Here is a 19,910-nt window from a genome sequence, read left to right as displayed (position 1 = left end):
TCTCAATTACATAAGGATGCTCAGGAACGAGCAACGAGGATCATGCCAAGACAGATGACGGCCACACCCATTGCGCGCATAGGGGTGACATGCTCGCGCAGAATGAGCCAGCCGATAAAGAAGAGCAAGACATGGTTAAGGCTGACAAGGGGGTAGGCGACGCTGAGGTCAATCCGTGACAGCGTAATGAGCCAGAAGAACGTCCCAAACCCATAGATCATGAGGCCGCCAACCACAAAAGGCGAGCGAATGATCTGCCAGACGATATTTGGTACGGTTTCGTAACTCACCGTCAGGGCCCCCATCTGGGTCATGCCGTGCTTTAACATCGTCTGCCCAACGATGCCCATTACTGTGGCGACAAGAATCAGGATCCAGGTACTCACCGTTAATCCTCCAATACGGCGCGGTTCAGCGACCGCCTCGTTTGTATGGGCCATCGCAAAGGTCGCTTCATCGAGCTTTTGCATGTGCAGCCTTTCAAAATACAGGGTCTTAACGGGCCGCAGGGGTCGAAGGTTGCCCCAGCAGGCCACGGGTACGGCGGCCCAACAAGCCTGTCATATAGCGCAGGTGGGTTCCTGTAATCCGCACAATTTTGGCTTTGGACTGGCCATACTGGCGCACACGCAGGACAGCGGGATACTCAACGACCCGATACCCAGCGAGCATCGCTTCGACCAGCAACTCGGTCACCATCAAAAAGCCATTGGCCTGGGTATTGATCCGTTCAATGACTTCACGGCGGCAGGCGCGAAAGAGGGCGGTGTAGGTACGGATGCGCCAGTCAATGAGGAGGCGATAGCAGAACGAAGCACTTTTGCTGATCGTGACACGGTAGGCGGGCACATTTTCGATGCCGCCATCGGGATGATAGGGTGACGCGGTCACGATATCGACCCCGGGGGTCAACCGATCGAGCAGTGCGGGAATTTCGGCAAAGGGATAGGTACCGTCGCTGTCACAGGTGACAATGATAGAACCATCGGCGTGGGCAAATCCGGTGCGCAGGGCTACCCCGAGGCCCTGATTGCGCTCGTGGTGCGCAATCGTTACATGCGGCAGTTCACCAAAAGTCTGGGTGAGGAGGTCGCCTGTCCGATCACTGCTGCCGTCATTTACGAGCACGAGTTGTACGCTACCCCGCTGTTGCAAGATGGGTAGGACGGCAGTGATGCGCTCGTACATTGCATCAATCCCTTCTGCCTCGTTGTAACAGGGGATAACGACTGAGAGGTCGTATGTTGCCATAGGTCACCAACCCTCCTCATCAAGCGGGAGCATCTGAGCACAAACACATGCGAAGGTCAAAGACGGCACGAATGAACTGGCGTCTTTGCGTTGACACTACCTGGAACAATCCACAGGGAGTTCGTGTATGGAGTATGCACGATACAGGTAACATTCAATTAAATCTGTAGACCTGCTGTGCTGACAATCCATTTAATGCACCCTGCTGCCGCATGTGGTAGAATCAAAACCCAACTATGCGAAATGATGACAACCTTTAACGGGAGGCTATGCCATGACGACGGCTTCTGTTGGCTCTTATTTGGAAGTTGCCCCTGGCGTTGAGATCTACTATGAGGAATACGGTACTGGCTCGCCACTGGTCTTTGTGCCAGGCTGGACGTTTACAACGGAAGTGTTTGAACATCAAGTCGCCCATTTCGCACGGTCACACCGGGTTATCGTCGTCGATCCGCGGAGCCAGGGCCGCTCGTCGAAGACGCTCCAGGGCAACGATTACAGTACCCACGGTGCCGATCTGGCGAAACTCTTCGCTAGCCTCGAACTGCGGGACGCAGTATTGGTCGGCTGGTCAACTGGTACGCTGGATGTGCTGGGGTATGTGCAACACGCTGGCACGAGTGCGCTGAAGGGTGTGGTTGGCATTGATATGTCGCCCAAGCCGCTTTCGGTTAGCAGCGACGACTGGGTCGAAGGGCCGCTTGATGAGCTTGCCGGGGCGTGGCGAGCGTTCTTGCGCTCGCCACAGGGTCAACGCGACTTCATCATCTACTACGCCAACGAGGTTATGGTGCAGCGTGCCTTGAGTCCAGCTGAACAGGATTGGATTGTTCGTCAGTCGCTTACCACTCCGCACTACCTAGCCAGTGCGCTCTTTGCCGACGCCATGTTCTGCGACTTTTCGGCTGAATTGCAGACGCTTGCGCAGGCTGTGCCTACGCTCTATGTGGTTGCCGAGCACTGGGCGGAGACGGCGACCGCCTTCCTCGCCCGGAACTTTGCTCTGGTCAAGACCGAAGCCTTTGGCGGGCACATGATGTTTTGGGAGCATGCCGAGCGCTTCAATGCGACGCTTACGAATTTTATCGAAGGGCTCGGGTAACAGCGTAGCAGGTTTCGAGCAGCATGGCGCTGGCAGCCCAGTTGTGGGCTTGTTCGACGTAGGCTCGTCCGGCGTTTCCGAGGGTTCGGGCATAGGATGGTTCAGCCAGGAGTGTGAGGATGGCCTGGGCGAATTGCTCTGCATGATCGGCAACAAGCAGTTCGTGGTTGGGGCGCGCTGTGAGGGCAACGGTGGTCTGGCGGGTTGTGACGACGGGTGTAGCTGCTGCCATGGCTTCGAGGACTTTGTTTTGGACGCCGACGCCGTAGCGCATGGGGGCCACGGCCACGGTAGCGTGGGCGAGATAGGTGCGCAGGTCGGGGACAAAGCCGGTGACGGTGACTTGTGGGTTGCGGGTATAGGCGCGTAGGGCTGGGCCGGGGTTGGCGCCGGCGAGGATGACTTTGGCATCGGGGCGTTGTGTCCAGACGAGGGGCATGATGGTCTCGAGGAGGAAGCGTGCGGCGGCTTCGTTGGCGTGATAGCTCATTTTGCCACTGAAGATGATGGTAGCGGGCGCTCGTTCTGCCTCGGATGGTTGAAAATAGGTCAGATCAACGCCATTGGGGACAACCGTAATTGGTGCGCCCTGAGGCTGCGAACCGCGCAAGGTCTGCAAGGCCCAGGCATCTTCGGGCGAGGTGATGATGATGTGGTCGACGTGTTGCCCACAGATGGCCTCGTAGCGTTTGGTACGGGCGAGATCGAGCAAAGCCATGGTGCGTGCGCGTAGCGAGGGGCTAGAGCGAGCAGCACGTTCAAAGAGTAGGCTGATGCTGTCTACTGCATCGAGGATCATTGGTGGTCGTGTGGGTACCTGAGCGGCGGCGACGCGGGCGATTTCGGCGGCACGCAGGTGTTCAATATGAACCACGTCGTGTTGCCCCGAGTGAAATTCTGTTCTGATCGCTTCGATAAAGGCTGGTACGAGGCAATGGGCGGCCTGCAGTGGCAGATCGCTGCCGAGTGCCCGCAGGTAGGCCTTGATGCGGGCCTGACGCGCAATCGTGATGACCTGGATCGTGGGACAGAGGGGGCGTAGCGTTGCCAGGTTTGCTTGATCGTCGGGGCCATCTTCGGCGCAGATCAGGGTGATCTGGTGCCCGCGTTGGGCTAGGTGGCGCAACAACTGATACGAGCGCACGCGGATCGGCGAAGGAACATACGGGATGACCATCAGGATGCGCATCATCGTCTCCCCACCGCAGCCTGGGTGAGGGCGGCCTCGTAGAGAAGTTCGATGCGAGGATTGACGACGCGCCAATCGTAGACCGCTTCGGCGACTTGGCGACCTGCCCGGGCCAGGGCTTCACCCTGCGCCGGGTTAGATAACAAGGTGATGAGAGCCTGCGCAAAGGTTGCGGGTGTGTCGCCAACCAGCACATGGGTGCCGGGGGTCAGGGCAATGCCTTCATAGCCAATGGTGGTCGAGACAATGGGCAACCCACGGGCCAGGGCCTCCAGGATCTTCACCCGCATGCCCCCGCCGGCGCGAACAGGCACAATCAGGGCGGCGGTCTGTTCCAGGAAGGGCTGCGGATCTTCGACATACCCGGTCACTTCGATGCTGGGGTCTTCTTCGGCGAGGCGGCGCACCGACTGGGGTGGTCGCGCCCCCACCACGGCAAACCGTACCCCAGGCACTGCGCGTTGCACCAGCGGATAGACTTCGCGGGCAAACCAGAGCACGCCGTCAACATTGGGCGGCCAGAACATGGTCGCCATACTCAGAATGAGTTGTGGATCGGGCTTGCGGGCGACCGGTGGCTGCCCCTGGGCATCGACGGCAATTGGGATCACTTCGGTGGGTGGGAGAGTGACCCCGGCTTCGTCGGCGGCAAGCTGGAGGAAGGCGCGATCAGGCTCGCTGACGGTGAGCAAGCCATCAAAGCGCGCACAGAGCCGAGCCTCGTAGCGGCGCAGACGGCGGGCTTCGACTTCGAGGCCGATCCTGCGGGCAGGCGAGCTATGCTCGGCCATGCGCTGCACAATCGTCCAGACGGCATTATGTTCATCGAGTACCCGCGCCCCTCCGGGCAGATCGACGGCAAATTGTGCCATATTGAGTTGATCGGCGTGGATGATGTCAAACGTCTGCCGACGGGTGAGTTCAGCGAGCAGGGCGTGCAGTTCGGGCGACGCATCGCGGCGCATCAGAAACGAATCGCCCGCAAGGCTACTCGTGACGAGGTAGCCGAGATCGCGCAGGCGCGAGCGTTTGAGCAGCACCGTATGCACCTCGGTACACAAGCCACGCAACGCAGTGGCTCGTTGGGCCTCGGCCTCAGAGCGTACGAGGGAGACGAGCGTCACCTCGTGATGGCGGGCAAGCGACTGGAGCAGGTGGTAGGTCTTGACCTTTGGGCCGCTATCGGGTGGGAACGGCAGAATCTGGGTCAGCAGTAAGATGCGCATCTAGCCCTCGGCGCTACGGTTACGGTGGCCGGTTGGCACCAAGGCCGGCCAGCGGGGGCGAGTCTGACGAAGGGAAAGGAAGAGCAAGATCAGACCAAGGCTGACAAAGACGACGAGGGGCAGCAGGCTCAGCGCACCTTGCAGACCGAGGGCCATGCCGAGATTCCGGGCAATATCGCCCTGTTGCCAGGCGGGTACCACATAGGCCAGCCACGGATTGCGATTATCATCGGGCGGGAAGAGTTGCCCGCTGGTGGCTTCTGTCCAGGTCAGGATGACCGACAGGACGATCAGACCCGTTGTGGCAACGCGGGTAGTCGTTCTGGCAAACGCCCGTTCGACGGCCCAGCCAGCGCCCAGGGCAAGAAAGGGGATCAACGGAACAATGTAACGAGGCCCGGCGGCGAATCCGCCCCACCACATAATGGACGACCCATAGAAGAGGTACATCGTGATGACGGCGAGCATCGTCACCCACCACTCGGCGCGTAGGCGGCCTGAACGCCACCAGAGCATAAAGCCGGGCAGCGCGAGCAAGAGCCAGGGGGCACGAATGAAGAGGCCGCGGAAGGGGCTGAACGCCAGACCCCAGAGCGACTCGGGGCGCGGGTAGGTCAGGCTCATAAACCCGGTCTGGTGCTGATCTTGCCAGAGCGCCGAGTGGGCATAGCCAATCGGCCACGGGGTACCAAAGGCGACCAGGTCATAGGTAATCAGAAGGGCACCTGGAATAATGCCGCCGAGAAGCAGGGCAGGTAGCCAGCGCCAGCCCTGGCGCCAGAGCGCATAGAGACCGATCACGGCACCTGGCAGCACGCTTGGATACTCGCTAATGACGGCCCAGCCAAGCAGCAGACCGCAGAGCACCCCAGAGGCCCAGCCAGCACGGGGTGGCGTCGCCGTGTTCTGCGCCTGTTCCCACGGACGCCAGGCGACACAGAAGGCCCCAAAGAGCAGCGTTGCGACGAGTTGGTGGCTATAAAAATTGCCTGCATACGGCGCGGCGGCGGTGCCCAGTCCATACGCGATGGTCGTCAGGGCGGCAGGAATAGGTGAAAGGCCTGAGCCGCGCATAGCGAGAAAGAGCAGTGCGCCGAGGATCGCAGCGGGCAGGGCGACGACGATCACCGTCATCAGGTACTGCACTAGCGCATAATGCACCTTGTCTTCGCGCAACCCTGAGCCTTCCTCGTTGAGCGTCGTACTCATGGCCGCCCCATCGCCGAGGCTTTGCGCCCGTGTTGCGATGGCGGGATGATCGAGCACTGGACTGAGCACCAGATAGAACGGGATCGCCAGGAAGGAGAGACCCGGTGGCTTATCGGTGTAGGTACGGCCATTGTAGAGCGCATAATCGCCGGTATTGGCAACATAGCGATCAATGCTGACGGTACCATCATCCACGACAGCGAGCACCAGATTGAGCCGGGAATTCTGATTCCAATCCGACCAGCGGGGCAGCACATAGAGATAACTGACGAAGAGTAGAGCTACAATCAGCCAGCTATGTAGCGCACGTTGTGACATCTGGCGACTCCTTAGGGTGATTGCAGATTTGCGATTGTCGATTTGGCGCGGCACATCTGGACACAGTCGATGTCGCGCTGATGCCCGAACAGGTCGCCCGAAACTGCATTAGGGTATGGTACGCTCGAGCAAGACATAAGGTTCGGCAACAAAACGCACAGTGTAATCACGTTGGAGGATCTCTAATGGATAGATCTGGGTATAGGCACTGAATGGTCCAGCAAGCACATACTGTGGTTGGGCGTCAAGGCCGTCGTAGACCACCGGCGGGCCACCGCTCCAGACATGGCGTACGGCGGGGTCGAGCAATTCAGTGGGCACATAATGGAAGCGGTGATCGCTCAGCACCCCGATCTCAGGTTCCCAGGTTTCGATCACAATATTTTGAGGGATGTTGGCATTGAGATAGGCAGCCATCCGATGGGTGCTATCATCGGGTGAGAGCAGGGTGCGGATGGTCAGGCTCAACGGGATCAGGATGATCAAGCCCAGATAGGCGACAGCGGCGCGGGTGGGCCAAGTGAGCCGACGCGCGTGCAGCATCTGGATCGTATCGGCGGCAAGGCGAGCGACGGCGAGGCTGCCGAGGATGACAGCGGGGAAGGCGTAGCGCGCCCAGCCGAGGGAAACGACGAACCAGGCGATCCAGAGGCAGGCCATGAGCGTCGGGGCGAGTTCAGCGAGCGCCTGTGGGGTGCGCTGACGGCAGCGCCAGAGGCTATAGAGCAAGCCGGGAATGAGCAAACCGCCATAGACCTGGATAAGATAGACGACGGCGCGGCGCGAGGCTTCAAATTCAAAGACAAAGATCGCCCCGCCCGCAGCCTGTCGTGTCTTGGCATAATTGGCCGCGAAGCCATCGGGACCAAAGAAGGTGAGCATAATGACCATCCAGGCCCCAAAGGCAGCCACCGCCATCGCCGGTGGCGCGAGGCGCAGCCACCAATTCCCAACGCGGAAATAGCGCCAATCGAGCAGCGCCAGCAGGGCGAGGGTAGGCGGGACAATGAGGACAAACTGATTCTTGGTGACAAGGGCCAAGCCGAATGCTGCGCCGGCGAGCAGTGCATAGCGGGTCGCATGGGCGGGACGCAGAATACCCTGGACATACGCCAGCAGACCGAGGCTCAGGAAGGCAATGCCTGGTACCTCGCCAAGCACCTGGCGACCATATTCAACCATCCCCTCGAAGCGGAGCGTGCGTGACGCGAGGATCAGCACCAGGGTGAGCAGGGCGATTCGCAAACCGTGGAGGCGACGGGCCAGCAAAAAGAGGGCGAGCAGGGCGATCGCCATATAGAGCACGATCACCAGGCGAGCCTGCACCAACCCAACCCCGCCGAGTTGAAAGGCGAGGGCCACGGGCAACATCACCGTTGGTCCGACACCAATCGTCGGCCCAAAATAGCGAAAACCCTCACTGCTGATATCGGCATAGACCCCGTAGTTGACGAGAGTTTTTGGCACATGCAGATGTGACCCTTCATCGAACCAGGTACGCGGGGCGTACGGCAGATTGACGAAGGCCAGGAACAGCACCAGGATCACAAGCGCCACGAGGGCGATCTGCTCCCAGCGTTGGGCCAGAAGCTTGAGCCGAGGTGAGCTTGCCGCATGCGCAGTGAGTGTCTTTGACATATGATCCTGCTGTTCGTTGCGTTTTGGGGGCCAAGCCACCAAAACGCAACGAACAAAACTAGTGCTAGAGGCCTAATCGCCTGAGCCAGAGAGGCGGCGTGAATTGCCGAGGCCACCGCTCATCCACTTGAGGTGGTTGATACCGATTGTCCAGAGCTGCCCGAGGGTGTCGGGGTTGGCGGCACCCTTGAGGAACGTCTTGATTGGCTCGGGGCGCAGCGACCATTCGCGGGCGGCGCGCTTGGCCCAGTATTCGAGATCCTGTGAGCTGAGGTGCGGATAGTTGAGCACCGTGTGGGAGTACATATCGTAATCTTCCCAGCGGTTCATATCAATCCAGCCATTCTCGACCGCCTCGTAGTAGAAGGGCGTCCCTGGATAGGGGGTCGCGATGTGGAAGAGGGCAATGTCGAGCGGCAACTGCTTGGAGAGCGTGATCGTCTGCTGGATCGTCTCAACCGTTTCACCGGGGAGGCCGACGATGAAATAGCCCCAGTTCTTGATCCCGGCGCGATGACTGGCGGCAATCGACTCCTGGATGCGCTTGACGGTTGTGCCCTTGCGTGCCCGCTTGAGCACCGCCTCGCTGCCACTTTCGAGCCCCCAGGCAATCAAGAAACAGCCTGCGCGGCGCATCAACTTGAGCTGCTCTTCGTCTACGAAGTCAACGCGACTATTGCAGCTCCAGCGCAACTGGAGGCCTTCTTTGATGATGGTATTGCAGAGATCGTAGACAAATTCCTTCTTGACGGTAAAGAGATCGGCCTCGAAGTGAATATGGTGCATGCCCATCTCTTTGAGCATCACCATCTCTTGCAACACATGTTCGGGGCTGCGGTGGCGGACGCTCGACTGGTAGGTGACGTGCTTGATGCAGTAGCGGCAACCGGCGGGGCAACCACGGCTGGTGAGCACAAAGGTATAGGGTCCACCGATAATCGGCACCTTATACTTCTGCCAGGGCAACTTGTGGTGAAGGGGCAAAGGCAGGCTATCGAGGTTCTCGATAAACGGGCGGTCAGGATTGATCTTGATCTCGCCGTGCTCATCGCGGAAGCCAATGCCAAGCGTCTCACGGAGGGCACGGGCGATCACCTGCGGATAGACGCCGAGGAAGCGCCCTCGTGTGGTGAGGTACGAGGCATCAGGGAAGGGCAACTTGCGCCATGGTGCGGTCAGATCGGCATTGCCGACGGGTACGGTCTCATCGGCATGCTCGCTGGCAACCTGGCGATCAATGGTGCGAATGACATCAACAATAGTCATCTCGGGCTCACCGCGCACCACGACATCGAGGGTCGGATAGGTTTCTAGGGTCTCGCGGGTCATTGGCGTCACGTGGGTGCCAATCGCCATCGAGATCGTGCCGACGGCCTTGCCGACAAAGGTTGTCCGCATATCATTGGTCAGGGTTGGCGCAGTGGCGTGGATGACCATATAACGGGGCTTATGCTTCCACATATAGCGCTCGAAATCTTCCCAGGTCATCCCGAGGCCAATGGCGTCGATCACATCAACGCTATAGCCGGCCTCTTGCACCACGGCCCCGATCTGGGCCAGGGCGGTCTGAGGCCAGATAATGCCATCACGGGTACGACGACCAACGCGCGCGATATCGCGCAGGAAGAGGTCGCCATCGGGTGAGGGCGGATTGAGGACGAGCACATCAAGGCGCGGGTTGCGCTCGCGGGGCATCTCGACAAACCGGATCTCGCCCGAACGCTCATTGGCGCGGGCGGGGGCGACCAGTTTGATGCCGGTTGCTTTGTCTCCTGGAGCCATGCGTTTTTCGCCAGATTGCGACTGCGTCTCTTCACTCATGAATTCAAACTCCTTTTTATCGCACCTGACGGTACGGCTGATCACATAGCTACAATGTAAGCGCTTATGGCCTTTCGGCGGGAACATGTTCGTTGGAAGAACGGCGGCGTGCGGTCTTGCGCTGACGCTCTGGTGAAAAGAAACTGAGTCGCACCGCCTGGATGAGCATAGCGAAAAAAGCCATCAGCAACACAGCATTCATTCCTGGCCCCACCAGCAGATGAAGGGGACGGTTCCATGCACTGATTTCAACACTAAAGAGAAAGTCAATTGCTTGATGCAACTCTCCAGCGATATGTTTTTCGTATTCATAGACCAGACCCAGCAGAAAGGCCGTGAATAACCATGCGACGCGTGCGCGGGTCGGTTGGGCATACAAGCGTAGCCCAAAGATGATCAAGAGCAGCACGGCCAGGATGATGGGCCAGTTGTGACTGACTAGCACTATCAGATAGCCGAACACATAGTGCCACTGGCCCAGATTTGCGGCACTCCACTGCTCAAAACCTTGATCCATGACGAACTTTTCCCTCGCACGATGCTCACGTAGATCCAACACTTTTCAAAGAAGACCTCACAGGTCTGCTCTTCCGCATGGGGACGCCATCATCAAGACCTGTGAGGTCTCTTTTTAGATCTGCTGAGCGACGGCATCGGCGTGAGCCGGGTGAGCGGCAGGAACATACGTCCAGTTCAAATCCGCTTCCATCTCGGCATCGCGGCGGCTCAACTCGGACAGCACGCGGGCGAGGCTCCACGCACTCATCAACTGCACCCCGGTGAGCACCATCAATGCACTGAGGACAGGCGCAAACCATGACGTGGCGAGGGCGGGATTGGTCAGGTCAAAGACAACGGCGGCGACATAGACACCAATACCACCAAGGATGGCGAGCAACCCGAGCCACCAGTAATGCTTTTCGATCTTGCGTCCGTTGCCGTAGGGGCCAAAGAGACCCTGGCGGATCGGGCGCGTATGGAAGAGGGCGACCACATAGCTAAAGGTGGTTCCGGTCGTATAGGCGGTCACCCCGGCGACGGCGAGCACGAGCGCACCGAAGAGTTGCGGGAAGGACCAGCTGAGGCTGCCGACAACGAGGCTGCCAACCAGTTGCACCCCAACAATCATCAGGGCCATGAGCAGCATGGCCAACCCGATGCCGCCGAAGATGCGCACGGGATTGTAGGTGAGCGCGGTCCAGACAATTGACTTGAAGAAACGCAGGCCATCACGGACGACACTGAGCTTGCTGCGCCCCGAGCGCTCTTTGTACGGGATGGGCACTTCAACGATATTGAGATGCTCGTGCAACGCACGGGTGCTCATCGCTGGGGTGAAGTCGAGTGTATTGGGCAACGGATAGATCATTGGCAGCACCGAACGACGGAGCACGCGCTGCCCACTGGCGCTATCGCTAATGCGTACGCCTGAGACGAGCGAAAGCAGCGAGGCAAAGATGGTATTGCCTACCCGTCGGACAAGCGGCATCTCGCTGTGCTCACCTGCCATGCGGCTGCCGATGACAATATCGGCCCCGTCCATGGCAACCTGGCACATTTTGGGGAAGTATTCAGGTGGATAGGTGCTATCGGCATCAAGGAAGCCGATCAACTCACCCGTAGCGGCCCCAAAGCCTGTCTTGAGGGCACCGCCGTACCCACGGTTTTGCTGGCGGATCAGCCGGACACGTTCTCCATACCCTGCAACAATCTCGGCAGTGCGGTCGGATGAACCATCATCAACCACAATGCACTCAAGTTCAGCAACGCCAACCTCGGCGAGCTGGGGCGCGATTGCCAGTACACGGTCAACAATTGCCTCGATGCCGTCCTCTTCGTTGTAGGCCGGGATGACCACTGAGAGGGTCGTCATAGGGTGTGCTCCTGTCCTGCATAGCCCGGCAGATCCGCCGGGGCCTGATAAGCTTTCATCAATAGACACGTAGCTCAGGTTGCCGCGGAGGCAGTGGATCGGTTCGCAGATCCCGTACCACACGGGCTGGATTGCCCACGGCGACACTGTAGTCGGGAACGTCCTTTGTTACGACGGCACCTGCACCAACCACGCTGTTGCGTCCTACCCGTACACCATCGAGCACAATGGCCCCGCTGCCAATCCATGCACCTGTTTCAATCGTGATGCCCTGGGCCGTGATGCCCTGATGGCTGATTGGTCGGGTTGTATCGTTGATGACATGATTGACGGCGAGTACTTGCACCAGCGTGCCAAGGTAGACATCGTCGCCAATGTGAATGCCACCCTGCCCGCGCAAAATGCAACTCTCGCCGATGAGGGAACGTGCGCCAATGGTGATATGACTATGGGGAAGATCGCGGAAGTTGTAGACGTGCAGGATCGCGTTCTTCATTACCAGGCTCTCGTCACCGATGGTGATCCCGCCTGGGCAGGCGTGCAAATAGACGCCGTGGTCGAGATAGACGCCCTTGCCGAGGCGAACATCCGAGGCAAACCTGATCCGTACGCCATCTTCAATGGCTGCCATGCCCTTCATGTCAAGGATGCTCCGGTACGCGACTGCGCGTACTCCTACGCCGACGATGCTCGGCACCCAGCCCAGGCTCGCCTGAACCAGTTGCTCGAAGACATACTGTGGTAATGAACTCGCCTGACGCGAAATGTAGAGCCCAAGTTGTTGGCGCATACCTTGACGTGCGGGTGGTTGGCCCGCTGCAGATGAACGGTCTTGGATCGGGTGGACTGTCCCTATCGTACAGGAGCGCCTTAAATTCTACCTAACAGGACGTTAAGCGAGGTCTTACAGTGTGTTTACCTCTTGCACAGGTTTTTGAGCACGGCATGGCCCCGTTGCGTGAACATGGTAGGGGCGAATGCTTTGCCCTCTGATACCGATACCTTGCAAAGATACTGTTGTTTTGACGCAAAGGCGCAAAGGCTTTCGCGTCGGTGCGCTCACTCTTTGCGCCTTCGCGTGAGCTTATTTGAAAAGCATTGCCCCTAATACCATGTACCGTTGCGCATGGCGCATGGTCAACCCTGACCGAAGCGAACGGTCTCAGAGGCTGTCTGAAACGTCGACGGGTTGCTCTGGAGTGTCAGTTTATAGCTTCAAAGAGCATCACGCACCTCCACCCGTTTGCATGAATGACGGCACTGCGCTACAGTGTTTACCATAGCTGGTTATCTGGTGGATCTGTGAAAGTAGAGCGCTATGTCTTCTCAAACAATGCCTGGACGTGCCCCGCGTGAGCATAGTCTGGGGTATGCGGTGGCTGGTGGAGCGGTGATTACCCTGATTTCGATGCTCATTGGCGGTGGTCTGTTTGCCTGGATTCTGCTGGCGACACGCGGCCCTTCGGCGGGTGAGTTGTTGCCGGTTGATACGCAGCTTTATGCGGCGCTGGCCCCGAATGTTGGTGGGGTGGTTGACGTGAATCAGCTGCAGCGTGCCCTGAGCGAAGGCTTTGGCATCGCTGATCCAGCGGCGCTGCTGGAGCCGGTGGAGGAACTGGTGGCGGTGCCGCTTGAGGGCAATATTGGCACTTGGCTCGGTAGCGAGATGATCGTGGCGGTGCGCGATCTGGAGGCAGGGTCGCTGCAGGGTTCACACGATGGGGCTGCGCTGCTCAACGAAGCCGAGGTGGTCTTGCTCTTTGGTTCAAAGAATGATCCGCAGGCCAGTGCCTTCGTTGAAAAGCATCGCACGGCCCGCGAGGCGCGTGGCGAGACATTCCAGGCCATAAGCATTGGTGAGGTGACGATCTATGCCCAGGAGGGCGGCGCACCAAGCCCGATCACCGCTTTTGCGCTCGTTGACCACTACGTCGTCTTTAGCAATCGGCTTGAGGCGATTGAAGCGATGGTTGCTGTTGAACCAGAGGCGAGCACCAATCAACTGGCGTCCCTCCCTGACTTTCGCACGTTTAGCGCACAACTGACCCCGCAACGCGCCGGGGCTGTCTATACCGATGGCACGGCGAATGGCGAAGCGGCGCGTCAGGGCGTGAGCGCCTTGTTGCAAAGCCTGATCGCGCCGTAGAGACAATAGGGCGGTTGGGTTGACGCAAAGGCGCAAAGGGCGATTGTTTTGACGCAAAGGCGCAAAGTTTTGAGCGTAGGTGAGCAAACCCTCATCTGCAATCGGAAATAGGCTCACTTTTCGCGCCGGGCGGCGGCGACAATCTGCTGGAGGTAGCTCTGCCAGTGTTGTTGATTGGCCCTGGTGATGCGGCGGATCGCTTCGAGATCGCCGCTTTCGCCGGCCTCGTATGCGGCGGCGAGCGACTCTTGAAACGTGCGGGCCAGATCGGCCACAGCGCGTCGGAGCTCGGCATTGACGACGCGCTGATGTTCGAGTTGCTCCTGGAGCCATGCGATCAAGCGGGCTTGTTCAGCGAACTCTTCTTCGTGTGACATCTTGTTGTTCTCCTTTGACCTAGTTTCAGAAGGGCCGGATCAGCTTTAGAGGGTAGTGCCGACTTCAGTCGGCTGAAAAGACTATTACCCTCACACCCGTATCAAAACCGGGCGGGCAGCGGTATAACTCTGGAGACGATGGTTTTTCTGTTTGCTTGAGAAGACCGCTGCTATGCCAAACACGCGTTATTATCTTGGTTTCAATCTTGTGCCGGGGATTGGCCCGATCCGTCTGGCGCGCCTGGTTGAGCACTGTGGCTCACTGGAGGCGGCCTGGCATGCCGATGCGTTTGCGTTGGCTGCCGCCGGGATCGAAGGCAAGACCAGTGCGTCGCTGATGGCGGTGCGTACACGGCTTGACCTCGATGCCGAGTTGGAACGGGTGGCACGGGCGGGGGTGACGTTGCTGACGATTGATGATGCGGCCTATCCGCATCTGCTGCGCAATATCCCCGCTGCGCCGCCGCTGCTCTATGTGCGCGGCGCGTTGACGCCCGCCGATGATTGGGCGATCGCGCTGGTTGGTACACGGGCGCCGACAACCTATGGACGCGAGGCGACGATGCGCCTGACTGATGGCCTGACCCGTGCGGGTGTCTCTATTATAAGCGGCTTGGCGCTTGGTGTGGATACGTTGGCGCACGAGGCGGCGCTGGAGGCGGGTGGGCGCACGCTTGCGGTGCTGGGCAGCGGGGTCGATCAGCCCTACCCCGAACGCAACCAGCGTCTGGCGCAGCGCATCATCGAGCAGGGCGCGTTGATCAGTGACTATCCGTTGGGGACGATGCCGGTAGCAGCGAATTTCCCGCCGCGCAACCGCATCATCAGCGGGTTAAGCCGGGCAACGCTGGTGATCGAAGCGGGCGAAAAGAGTGGAGCCTTGATTACCGTGGGCTTTGCGCTCGATCAGGGGCGTGAGGTTTTTGCGTTGCCGGGGCCGATCTTCTCCCGCCAGAGTGCTGGCTGTCATCGGCTGATCCGCGACGGTGCAACGCTTGTCCGTTCGGCCGATGATCTGCTCGCTGACCTCGATCTCACCAGGGCGAGTGTGCAGCGCGAAGCACGCAGCGAATTACCGATAGACCCGATCGAAACGGCACTGCTTGGCCTACTGAGCTACACACCGTGCCATATTGATGAACTGAGCCGCGAAGCAAACCTGACGGCTCAGGCGACGGCGGGGGCCTTGACCCTGCTTGAACTGAAAGGCCTGGTGCGGCAGGCAGCCCCGATGCAGTATGTGTTGAGGTGAGCGAGTGGGCCGTGCTACAATGCGAGCGAAGATGCTGCGAGCGGAACATGCTCAACGAGAGGAAGAGCCATGCTGAGTGCCTACATTGCGGCGGCAATGCGTCGCGCCACCTACCAACTACTGGTTGATGACGAAGGCTTTGTTGGTGAAATCCCCGGCTTGCAAGGCGTGCTCGGCCACGCTGAGACCCTCGAAGCGTGTCGCGAGGATCTTCAATCTGCGCTGGAAGATTGGATCTGGCTTGGTTTGCGTTTGGGACACGCCATCCCGCCACTTGATGGGATCGACTTGAGCCAGCCTATCCGCACGCAGGAGGCCGCCTGATGCCACCCTTTGGTCCCATCAGCCGAGTGCGTCTGATTCGTGGGTTGCGGGCCTTGGGCTTTGAAGGACCTTATCCCGCTGGTCGCCATGCCTTTATGGTGCGCGAGGAGAAGCGCATCACTATTCCCAATCCGCATCGTGGCGATATTGGCGTTGGCTTGCTCGCCACCATACTTCGTCAGGCCGATGTGAGCCGTGAGGAGTGGGAACAGGTCTAAGCCCCACACCGTGCCATATTGATGAACTGAGCCGCGAAGCGAACCTGACGGCTCAAGCGACGGCGGGGGCGCTGACCCTGCTTGAACTGAAAGGCCTGGTGCGGCAGGCCGCGCCAATGCAGTATGTATTGAGGTGAGCGAACTCAGTGCGGCTCAGGCCAGAGGCCTCGCTGCATCTGCTGGCGTACCATGGCGACTGCTGCGTTGCGGCTCGGCATACCAAGCTTTTTGATCGCTTTGCCCATCTGGTACTTGATGGCTCGCTCGCTATAATCCAGCAGTTGGGCGATTGCCCGGTAGGTATGCCCCTGGGCCAGCAGGGTCAGCACCTTTAGCTCTTGTTGCGTGAGAGCCGAGGCGCGATCTTCGCTAGTGAGCGACTCGTGAGATGGCTGTGTTGCTGGATTTTGCAAGATGCGGAGGGCCAGATCGTGAGAGATTGCCAACTCGCGGCGCAAAACTCCAAGGAGTTGGTTGCAAAGCTCGTCACTATCCATGCTCTTCAGGAGATAACCGGCAGCACCGGCCTTGATCGCCTCGAGCAGATCTTGTTCATTTTCGACGGCTGTTAACAGTACCACTTGCATCTCTGGAATTTTTTCCAGGATCAGGTGCATCGCTTCGATGCTGCTTATACCGGGCATCGCGGTATCCATCAGCACAATGTCGGGGCGTAATGTCTGTGCTGCGTCTAGGGCAGACAGCCCATCGGTTACTACCCCGACGATGGCGAAGCCGTTGGTCTGGAGCGACTGCTGGAGCATATGCAGATCGAAGGGGTTGCTGCCCACGAGCAGGATGCCTGGCCGATGACGAAGGTAACCCGACAGGCGTTCAAGCGGAACCTCCAGTCGCACGATGATGCCCGAGCCCGGCATCGCGATCATCGCAAGAGTGCCGCCGATCACTTCTGCTTGTTCACAGAGATTCTGAAACTCAAAGGCCTTGCGGTTGCGGCTAGGTTCTCCTGTATCGGCGAGATCAAACGCTAGTCCCATATGGCTGAGTTTCACAACCAGCTGATCTTCCACCAATTCAAGTATCAGGCTGACATGCTTTGTGCTGGTGGATGTACGCACATTTGCCATGGCTTCCTGGATCATCCGCAGCAACTGCACCTCAACATCGGGAGCGATTGAGAGCGTAGCGACGCCCTGGCCGATGTGCAGATCGATCTGAAACCCATAGAACTCAGCGACCCACTGGCGATGCTGCTCGATGATCGCGATCAGCCGGGTCTTCCGTGGCATCAGCGATCCAAGATGAGGCTCTAGGTCCGCTACCGTGAACGGTGCAGGCGGGGCGGTCGTGATTTTGTCGAGGTGTTGGGTAGAGATGCTCTCGCGAATGGTCTGGGCTTGGAGGTTCATATGTGCGAGCGCCTTGCCGAGCGAGTCGTGCAACGCGAGCGCCTGCTGCTCACGCTTGCGTAAGGCCGCCATTGCCTGAGCCTGCTCGCTAAGCACTGCCTGGATACGCTTTTGTTCACTAATATTGATCGCGATGATCAGCCCAGCTACGATTTCACCGGCTTCGCCACGAACGGGTACGCCGCTCAGGTGGTACCACGCGTCGCGGAATGCAAGGTCGACTTCTACTGGTGTGACGCCCGCCAGCGCGGCACGGTAGATTGGCTCGAGCGCAACCACGAGATCCGGCGGGAGTACCTCATGAAATGTGCGACCCTCAATGCTTCCCGTGGCATGATTCGTTCGCATCAGTTCGTACCCATCGGCTGCCAGGAAGCGCAAATCGTGATCAAAGAGCAAGGTAGCCCAGGTGGGCAAGCTATGCACCAGGGTATGCAAGGCTGCTTCGATGCGCAGATGCGCACTGACATTGCGGCTTATCCCAAAGAGCGCCTTCTGCCCAAACCAATGCCCACGGGTCACCCTTGTCTCAACAGGAATCTGCCGCCCCTCTCGCGTCACCAGGGTAAGTGGGCAGACGTCACGTTGTCCAACGAGCATCTCGCCTAGGATCGCGATTGCCTCGGCGTGTTGGTCGGGTGGATGTACCATCCACACGGGCTGATCCACGATCTCGTCGATGCTGTAGCCGAGACTTTGCAGCACTACCTGATTCACGTGCAGGATGGTGCCACTGTAATCCAGCACAAAGAGAAAGTCTTGTAGCGCATCGAACAGTGACAGCCACTCCTGCTCGTTATTGCGCAAGGTCTCTGTGGTCTGGATACGGAAAATTGCCTGGCCTATTTGTGCTACAACGGCCTCAAGATCGCGGCGCAACGCTGGTGGCAGCGTTGCTTCATACGTAACGAGTTGTGCTTCAAGCTGTGCGACACGCGTGCGGAGCAGCGCCAGTTCTGTTGTTGCTTCAGGGCAGCTGACACTCTTCGGTTCAGCCATAGTGGAGTCCTAGCTTGAGCAGAGCCTTCAGGAACTCTTGCTTTGCGATGGCTCACTCTTTTCCCTCAATTTGCCCTAAATTGTACCAGACAGGGCGATAGATTGCACATATAAAAATGAGATCATCTGCCTATAATGGTGAGACAAGCCTTTGATCATTGACGCGGGTGGGCACCACCCGCGTCAATGATTAAAGTAAGCCACCGACGGGAGTCGGCCCTACACGTGGTACGCATAAGGCTGCGCCCTACGATGGTTGCTAGCGGAGGTGCGTATGATTTCATCTTTCGTGCCAGCATCTACCAGGCAGACAATTCTCATCGTTGACGATGCCCCGGAGAATCTCACTATTCTGGGCGAATTGCTTATGCCGTACTACCAGGTGCGGGTTGCACGCTCGGGGATACGCGCCTTGCAGGTGGCTGCATCAGCGCCGCAGCCCGATCTGCTCTTGCTTGATGTGATGATGCCCGAGATGGATGGGTATGCTGTGCTCACACGATTACGCGATCATCCTGCGACCCGATCTATCCCGGTCATCTTCGTCACAGCCATGGACTCAGTAGAGGATGAGTCGCACGGCCTTGAGCTTGGTGCCGTTGATTATATTACCAAACCGATCCGTCCGGCGATCGTGCTGGCTCGTGTCCGCACCCATCTCGAGCTCAAGCAAGCGCGTGACTGGCTCGCCAACCAGAATGCCTGCCTTGAGGCCGAAGTAGCGCGGCGGATGCGTGAGAACCAACTGATTGAAGATGTAAGCATCAGAGCGCTGGCTGCGTTGGCAGAGGTACGTGATCCCGATACTGGCAATCACCTGCGGCGTACCCAGATCTATGTGCAAGTGCTGGCGAATGCGCTTGCTACCCATCCCCGCTTTGCCGATGCGCTGAGCCAGCCGTGCCGTGATCTGCTGGTCAAATCGGCCCCACTGCACGATATTGGCAAGGTGGGCATCCCGGATCACATTCTGCTCAAACCTGGCAGACTCACGCCTGAAGAGCGCGAGATTATGAAGGGTCATTGTCGTATCGGCAGCAATGCGATCGAAATGGCAATGAATAGCACGCTTGCGGCCGAAGAAATTCACCTGCTCGAGACACCCAGCCACGGATGCGCCAACAAGGTTGATCTTGCATACAACTGGCCCCGCCATGCTCCGCTGGAATTTCTCCACGTAGCCCGTGAGATTGCGCTCTCGCATCATGAGCATTGGGATGGCACGGGCTACCCAGAGGGCCTGGCGAACGAGGCCATTCCGCTCTCGGCGCGTCTGATGGCGCTTGCCGACACCTTTGATGCGCTGATTTCGCGTCGCATCTACAAGCCGCCCGTGCCCATGCCCGAGGTGGTTGCGATTATTCGTGAGGAACGCGGGCGCCAGTTTGACCCCGACATCGTTGATACTTTTCTCGCCCTGTCTACCGAATTTCAGGCCATTGCCGATCACTATGTTGATAGCGAGGCAGACATTTGCGCCAAATTGGCTAGCATCCAGGGCCAGCCTGTGACAAGATTCGTAGGCACTTGACCGTTTGCGCCCTACGTACTGGTAGTGCCGACTGAAGCCGGCACTACCACTGTCACGCTCAAACGC

The 19,910-nt window shown here is 58.8% G+C and carries 19 protein-coding genes; 7 read left to right on the top strand and 12 right to left on the bottom strand.

Annotated elements, in window-relative coordinates:
* Positions 1-20: 20 nt before the first annotated feature.
* On the bottom strand, positions 21-470 hold the full coding sequence (locus EKD05_RS15805) for a multidrug efflux SMR transporter (protein ID WP_129674421.1): 450 nt from the start codon (positions 468-470) through the stop codon (positions 21-23).
* Between the two features lie 25 nt (positions 471-495).
* The gene (locus EKD05_RS15800; RefSeq protein WP_129674419.1) at positions 496-1,251 is read right to left on the bottom strand and encodes a glycosyltransferase family 2 protein; all 756 of its coding nucleotides are present in this window, start codon (positions 1,249-1,251) and stop codon (positions 496-498) included.
* Between the two features lie 274 nt (positions 1,252-1,525).
* Here EKD05_RS15800 and EKD05_RS15795 point away from each other — a divergent pair, with 274 nt between their 5' ends.
* Complete coding sequence (locus EKD05_RS15795) at positions 1,526-2,353, top strand: alpha/beta fold hydrolase (RefSeq protein WP_129674417.1); 828 nt, start codon at positions 1,526-1,528, stop codon at positions 2,351-2,353.
* On the opposite strand, the gene EKD05_RS15790 is transcribed toward EKD05_RS15795, so the two are convergent.
* The 8 genes from EKD05_RS15790 to EKD05_RS15755 all read right to left on the bottom strand — a co-directional run bounded on the left by EKD05_RS15790 (position 2,334) and on the right by EKD05_RS15755 (position 12,417).
* Positions 2,334-3,545 carry a glycosyltransferase gene (locus tag EKD05_RS15790; RefSeq protein WP_240695810.1) on the bottom strand — a complete coding sequence of 404 codons (1,212 nt, stop codon included), beginning with the start codon at positions 3,543-3,545 and terminating at the stop codon, positions 2,334-2,336. The two genes, EKD05_RS15795 and EKD05_RS15790, sit on opposite strands and share 20 nt — an antisense overlap.
* Positions 3,542-4,768 carry a glycosyltransferase family 4 protein gene (locus tag EKD05_RS15785; RefSeq protein WP_129674415.1) on the bottom strand — a complete coding sequence of 409 codons (1,227 nt, stop codon included), beginning with the start codon at positions 4,766-4,768 and terminating at the stop codon, positions 3,542-3,544. Before EKD05_RS15785 ends, EKD05_RS15790 begins: the two co-directional genes overlap by 4 nt.
* Complete coding sequence (locus EKD05_RS15780) at positions 4,769-6,295, bottom strand: hypothetical protein (RefSeq protein ID WP_129674413.1); 1,527 nt, start codon at positions 6,293-6,295, stop codon at positions 4,769-4,771.
* A 108-nt stretch (positions 6,296-6,403) separates the two neighbouring features.
* Entirely contained in the window at positions 6,404-7,933 is a 1,530-nt protein-coding gene (locus EKD05_RS15775) for a glycosyltransferase family 39 protein (protein WP_129674411.1), read from the bottom strand.
* A gap of 72 nt (positions 7,934-8,005) precedes the next feature.
* Positions 8,006-9,754, bottom strand: a complete 1,749-nt coding sequence (locus EKD05_RS15770; RefSeq protein WP_129674409.1) for a radical SAM protein — start codon at positions 9,752-9,754, stop codon at positions 8,006-8,008.
* 64 nt (positions 9,755-9,818) lie between these two features.
* The gene (locus EKD05_RS15765; protein ID WP_129674407.1) at positions 9,819-10,271 is read right to left on the bottom strand and encodes a hypothetical protein; all 453 of its coding nucleotides are present in this window, start codon (positions 10,269-10,271) and stop codon (positions 9,819-9,821) included.
* A gap of 114 nt (positions 10,272-10,385) precedes the next feature.
* Positions 10,386-11,627 carry a glycosyltransferase family 2 protein gene (locus EKD05_RS15760; protein ID WP_129674405.1) on the bottom strand — a complete coding sequence of 414 codons (1,242 nt, stop codon included), beginning with the start codon at positions 11,625-11,627 and terminating at the stop codon, positions 10,386-10,388.
* Between the two features lie 58 nt (positions 11,628-11,685).
* Entirely contained in the window at positions 11,686-12,417 is a 732-nt protein-coding gene (locus tag EKD05_RS15755; RefSeq protein ID WP_129674403.1) for a DapH/DapD/GlmU-related protein, read from the bottom strand.
* 528 nt (positions 12,418-12,945) lie between these two features.
* On the opposite strand from EKD05_RS15755, the gene EKD05_RS15750 reads away from it, so the two are divergent.
* Positions 12,946-13,773, top strand: a complete 828-nt coding sequence (locus EKD05_RS15750) for a DUF3352 domain-containing protein (RefSeq protein WP_129674401.1) — start codon at positions 12,946-12,948, stop codon at positions 13,771-13,773.
* Positions 13,774-13,886: 113 nt separating this feature from the next.
* On the opposite strand, the gene EKD05_RS15745 is transcribed toward EKD05_RS15750, so the two are convergent.
* Positions 13,887-14,150, bottom strand: coding sequence for a DUF2203 domain-containing protein (locus tag EKD05_RS15745; protein WP_129674399.1), 264 nt, complete (start codon positions 14,148-14,150; stop codon positions 13,887-13,889).
* Positions 14,151-14,322: 172 nt separating this feature from the next.
* Between EKD05_RS15745 and dprA the strand changes: the two genes are divergently transcribed.
* From dprA to EKD05_RS25810, 4 genes are all read left to right on the top strand, one after another.
* Positions 14,323-15,402, top strand: a complete 1,080-nt coding sequence (gene dprA, locus EKD05_RS15740; protein ID WP_129674397.1) for a DNA-processing protein DprA — start codon at positions 14,323-14,325, stop codon at positions 15,400-15,402.
* Positions 15,403-15,471: 69 nt separating this feature from the next.
* Positions 15,472-15,726: a type II toxin-antitoxin system HicB family antitoxin gene (locus tag EKD05_RS15735; RefSeq protein WP_129674395.1), complete on the top strand. Its 255-nt coding sequence runs from the start codon at positions 15,472-15,474 to the stop codon at positions 15,724-15,726.
* On the top strand, positions 15,726-15,944 hold the full coding sequence (locus EKD05_RS15730; protein ID WP_129674393.1) for a type II toxin-antitoxin system HicA family toxin: 219 nt from the start codon (positions 15,726-15,728) through the stop codon (positions 15,942-15,944). Before EKD05_RS15735 ends, EKD05_RS15730 begins: the two co-directional genes overlap by 1 nt.
* The gene (locus EKD05_RS25810) at positions 15,929-16,081 is read left to right on the top strand and encodes a hypothetical protein (RefSeq protein WP_165360763.1); all 153 of its coding nucleotides are present in this window, start codon (positions 15,929-15,931) and stop codon (positions 16,079-16,081) included. Before EKD05_RS15730 ends, EKD05_RS25810 begins: the two co-directional genes overlap by 16 nt.
* A 6-nt stretch (positions 16,082-16,087) precedes the next feature.
* On the opposite strand, the gene EKD05_RS15725 is transcribed toward EKD05_RS25810, so the two are convergent.
* The gene (locus EKD05_RS15725; RefSeq protein WP_129674391.1) at positions 16,088-18,313 is read right to left on the bottom strand and encodes a response regulator; all 2,226 of its coding nucleotides are present in this window, start codon (positions 18,311-18,313) and stop codon (positions 16,088-16,090) included.
* 274 nt (positions 18,314-18,587) lie between these two features.
* On the opposite strand from EKD05_RS15725, the gene EKD05_RS15720 reads away from it, so the two are divergent.
* Positions 18,588-19,844: a two-component system response regulator gene (locus EKD05_RS15720; protein ID WP_129674389.1), complete on the top strand. Its 1,257-nt coding sequence runs from the start codon at positions 18,588-18,590 to the stop codon at positions 19,842-19,844.
* Positions 19,845-19,910 lie beyond the last annotated feature (66 nt).

Origin of the sequence: Candidatus Chloroploca sp. Khr17, assembly GCF_004138165.1 — a bacterium.
Classification (GTDB): domain Bacteria; phylum Chloroflexota; class Chloroflexia; order Chloroflexales; family Chloroflexaceae; genus Chloroploca.
Note: the sequence above shows the minus strand (reverse complement) of the source record. Positions and strands in the feature narration are given on the sequence as shown.

Excerpts from the sequence above, each read along its gene's own strand:
- EKD05_RS15805 (WP_129674421.1), bottom strand. The coding sequence starts at position 470 with ATGCAAAAGCTCGATGAAGCGACCTTTGCGATGGCCCATACAAACGAG.
- EKD05_RS15800 (WP_129674419.1), bottom strand. The coding sequence starts at position 1,251 with ATGGCAACATACGACCTCTCAGTCGTTATCCCCTGTTACAACGAGGCA.
- EKD05_RS15795 (WP_129674417.1), top strand. The coding sequence starts at position 1,526 with ATGACGACGGCTTCTGTTGGCTCTTATTTGGAAGTTGCCCCTGGCGTT.
- EKD05_RS15790 (WP_240695810.1), bottom strand. The coding sequence starts at position 3,545 with ATGATGCGCATCCTGATGGTCATCCCGTATGTTCCTTCGCCGATCCGC.
- EKD05_RS15785 (WP_129674415.1), bottom strand. The coding sequence starts at position 4,768 with ATGCGCATCTTACTGCTGACCCAGATTCTGCCGTTCCCACCCGATAGC.
- EKD05_RS15780 (WP_129674413.1), bottom strand. The coding sequence starts at position 6,295 with ATGTCACAACGTGCGCTACATAGCTGGCTGATTGTAGCTCTACTCTTC.
- EKD05_RS15775 (WP_129674411.1), bottom strand. The coding sequence starts at position 7,933 with ATGTCAAAGACACTCACTGCGCATGCGGCAAGCTCACCTCGGCTCAAG.
- EKD05_RS15770 (WP_129674409.1), bottom strand. The coding sequence starts at position 9,754 with ATGAGTGAAGAGACGCAGTCGCAATCTGGCGAAAAACGCATGGCTCCA.
- EKD05_RS15765 (WP_129674407.1), bottom strand. The coding sequence starts at position 10,271 with ATGGATCAAGGTTTTGAGCAGTGGAGTGCCGCAAATCTGGGCCAGTGG.
- EKD05_RS15760 (WP_129674405.1), bottom strand. The coding sequence starts at position 11,627 with ATGACGACCCTCTCAGTGGTCATCCCGGCCTACAACGAAGAGGACGGC.
- EKD05_RS15755 (WP_129674403.1), bottom strand. The coding sequence starts at position 12,417 with ATGCGCCAACAACTTGGGCTCTACATTTCGCGTCAGGCGAGTTCATTA.
- EKD05_RS15750 (WP_129674401.1), top strand. The coding sequence starts at position 12,946 with ATGTCTTCTCAAACAATGCCTGGACGTGCCCCGCGTGAGCATAGTCTG.
- EKD05_RS15745 (WP_129674399.1), bottom strand. The coding sequence starts at position 14,150 with ATGTCACACGAAGAAGAGTTCGCTGAACAAGCCCGCTTGATCGCATGG.
- dprA (WP_129674397.1), top strand. The coding sequence starts at position 14,323 with ATGCCAAACACGCGTTATTATCTTGGTTTCAATCTTGTGCCGGGGATT.
- EKD05_RS15735 (WP_129674395.1), top strand. The coding sequence starts at position 15,472 with ATGCTGAGTGCCTACATTGCGGCGGCAATGCGTCGCGCCACCTACCAA.
- EKD05_RS15730 (WP_129674393.1), top strand. The coding sequence starts at position 15,726 with ATGCCACCCTTTGGTCCCATCAGCCGAGTGCGTCTGATTCGTGGGTTG.
- EKD05_RS15725 (WP_129674391.1), bottom strand. The coding sequence starts at position 18,313 with ATGGCTGAACCGAAGAGTGTCAGCTGCCCTGAAGCAACAACAGAACTG.
- EKD05_RS15720 (WP_129674389.1), top strand. The coding sequence starts at position 18,588 with ATGATTTCATCTTTCGTGCCAGCATCTACCAGGCAGACAATTCTCATC.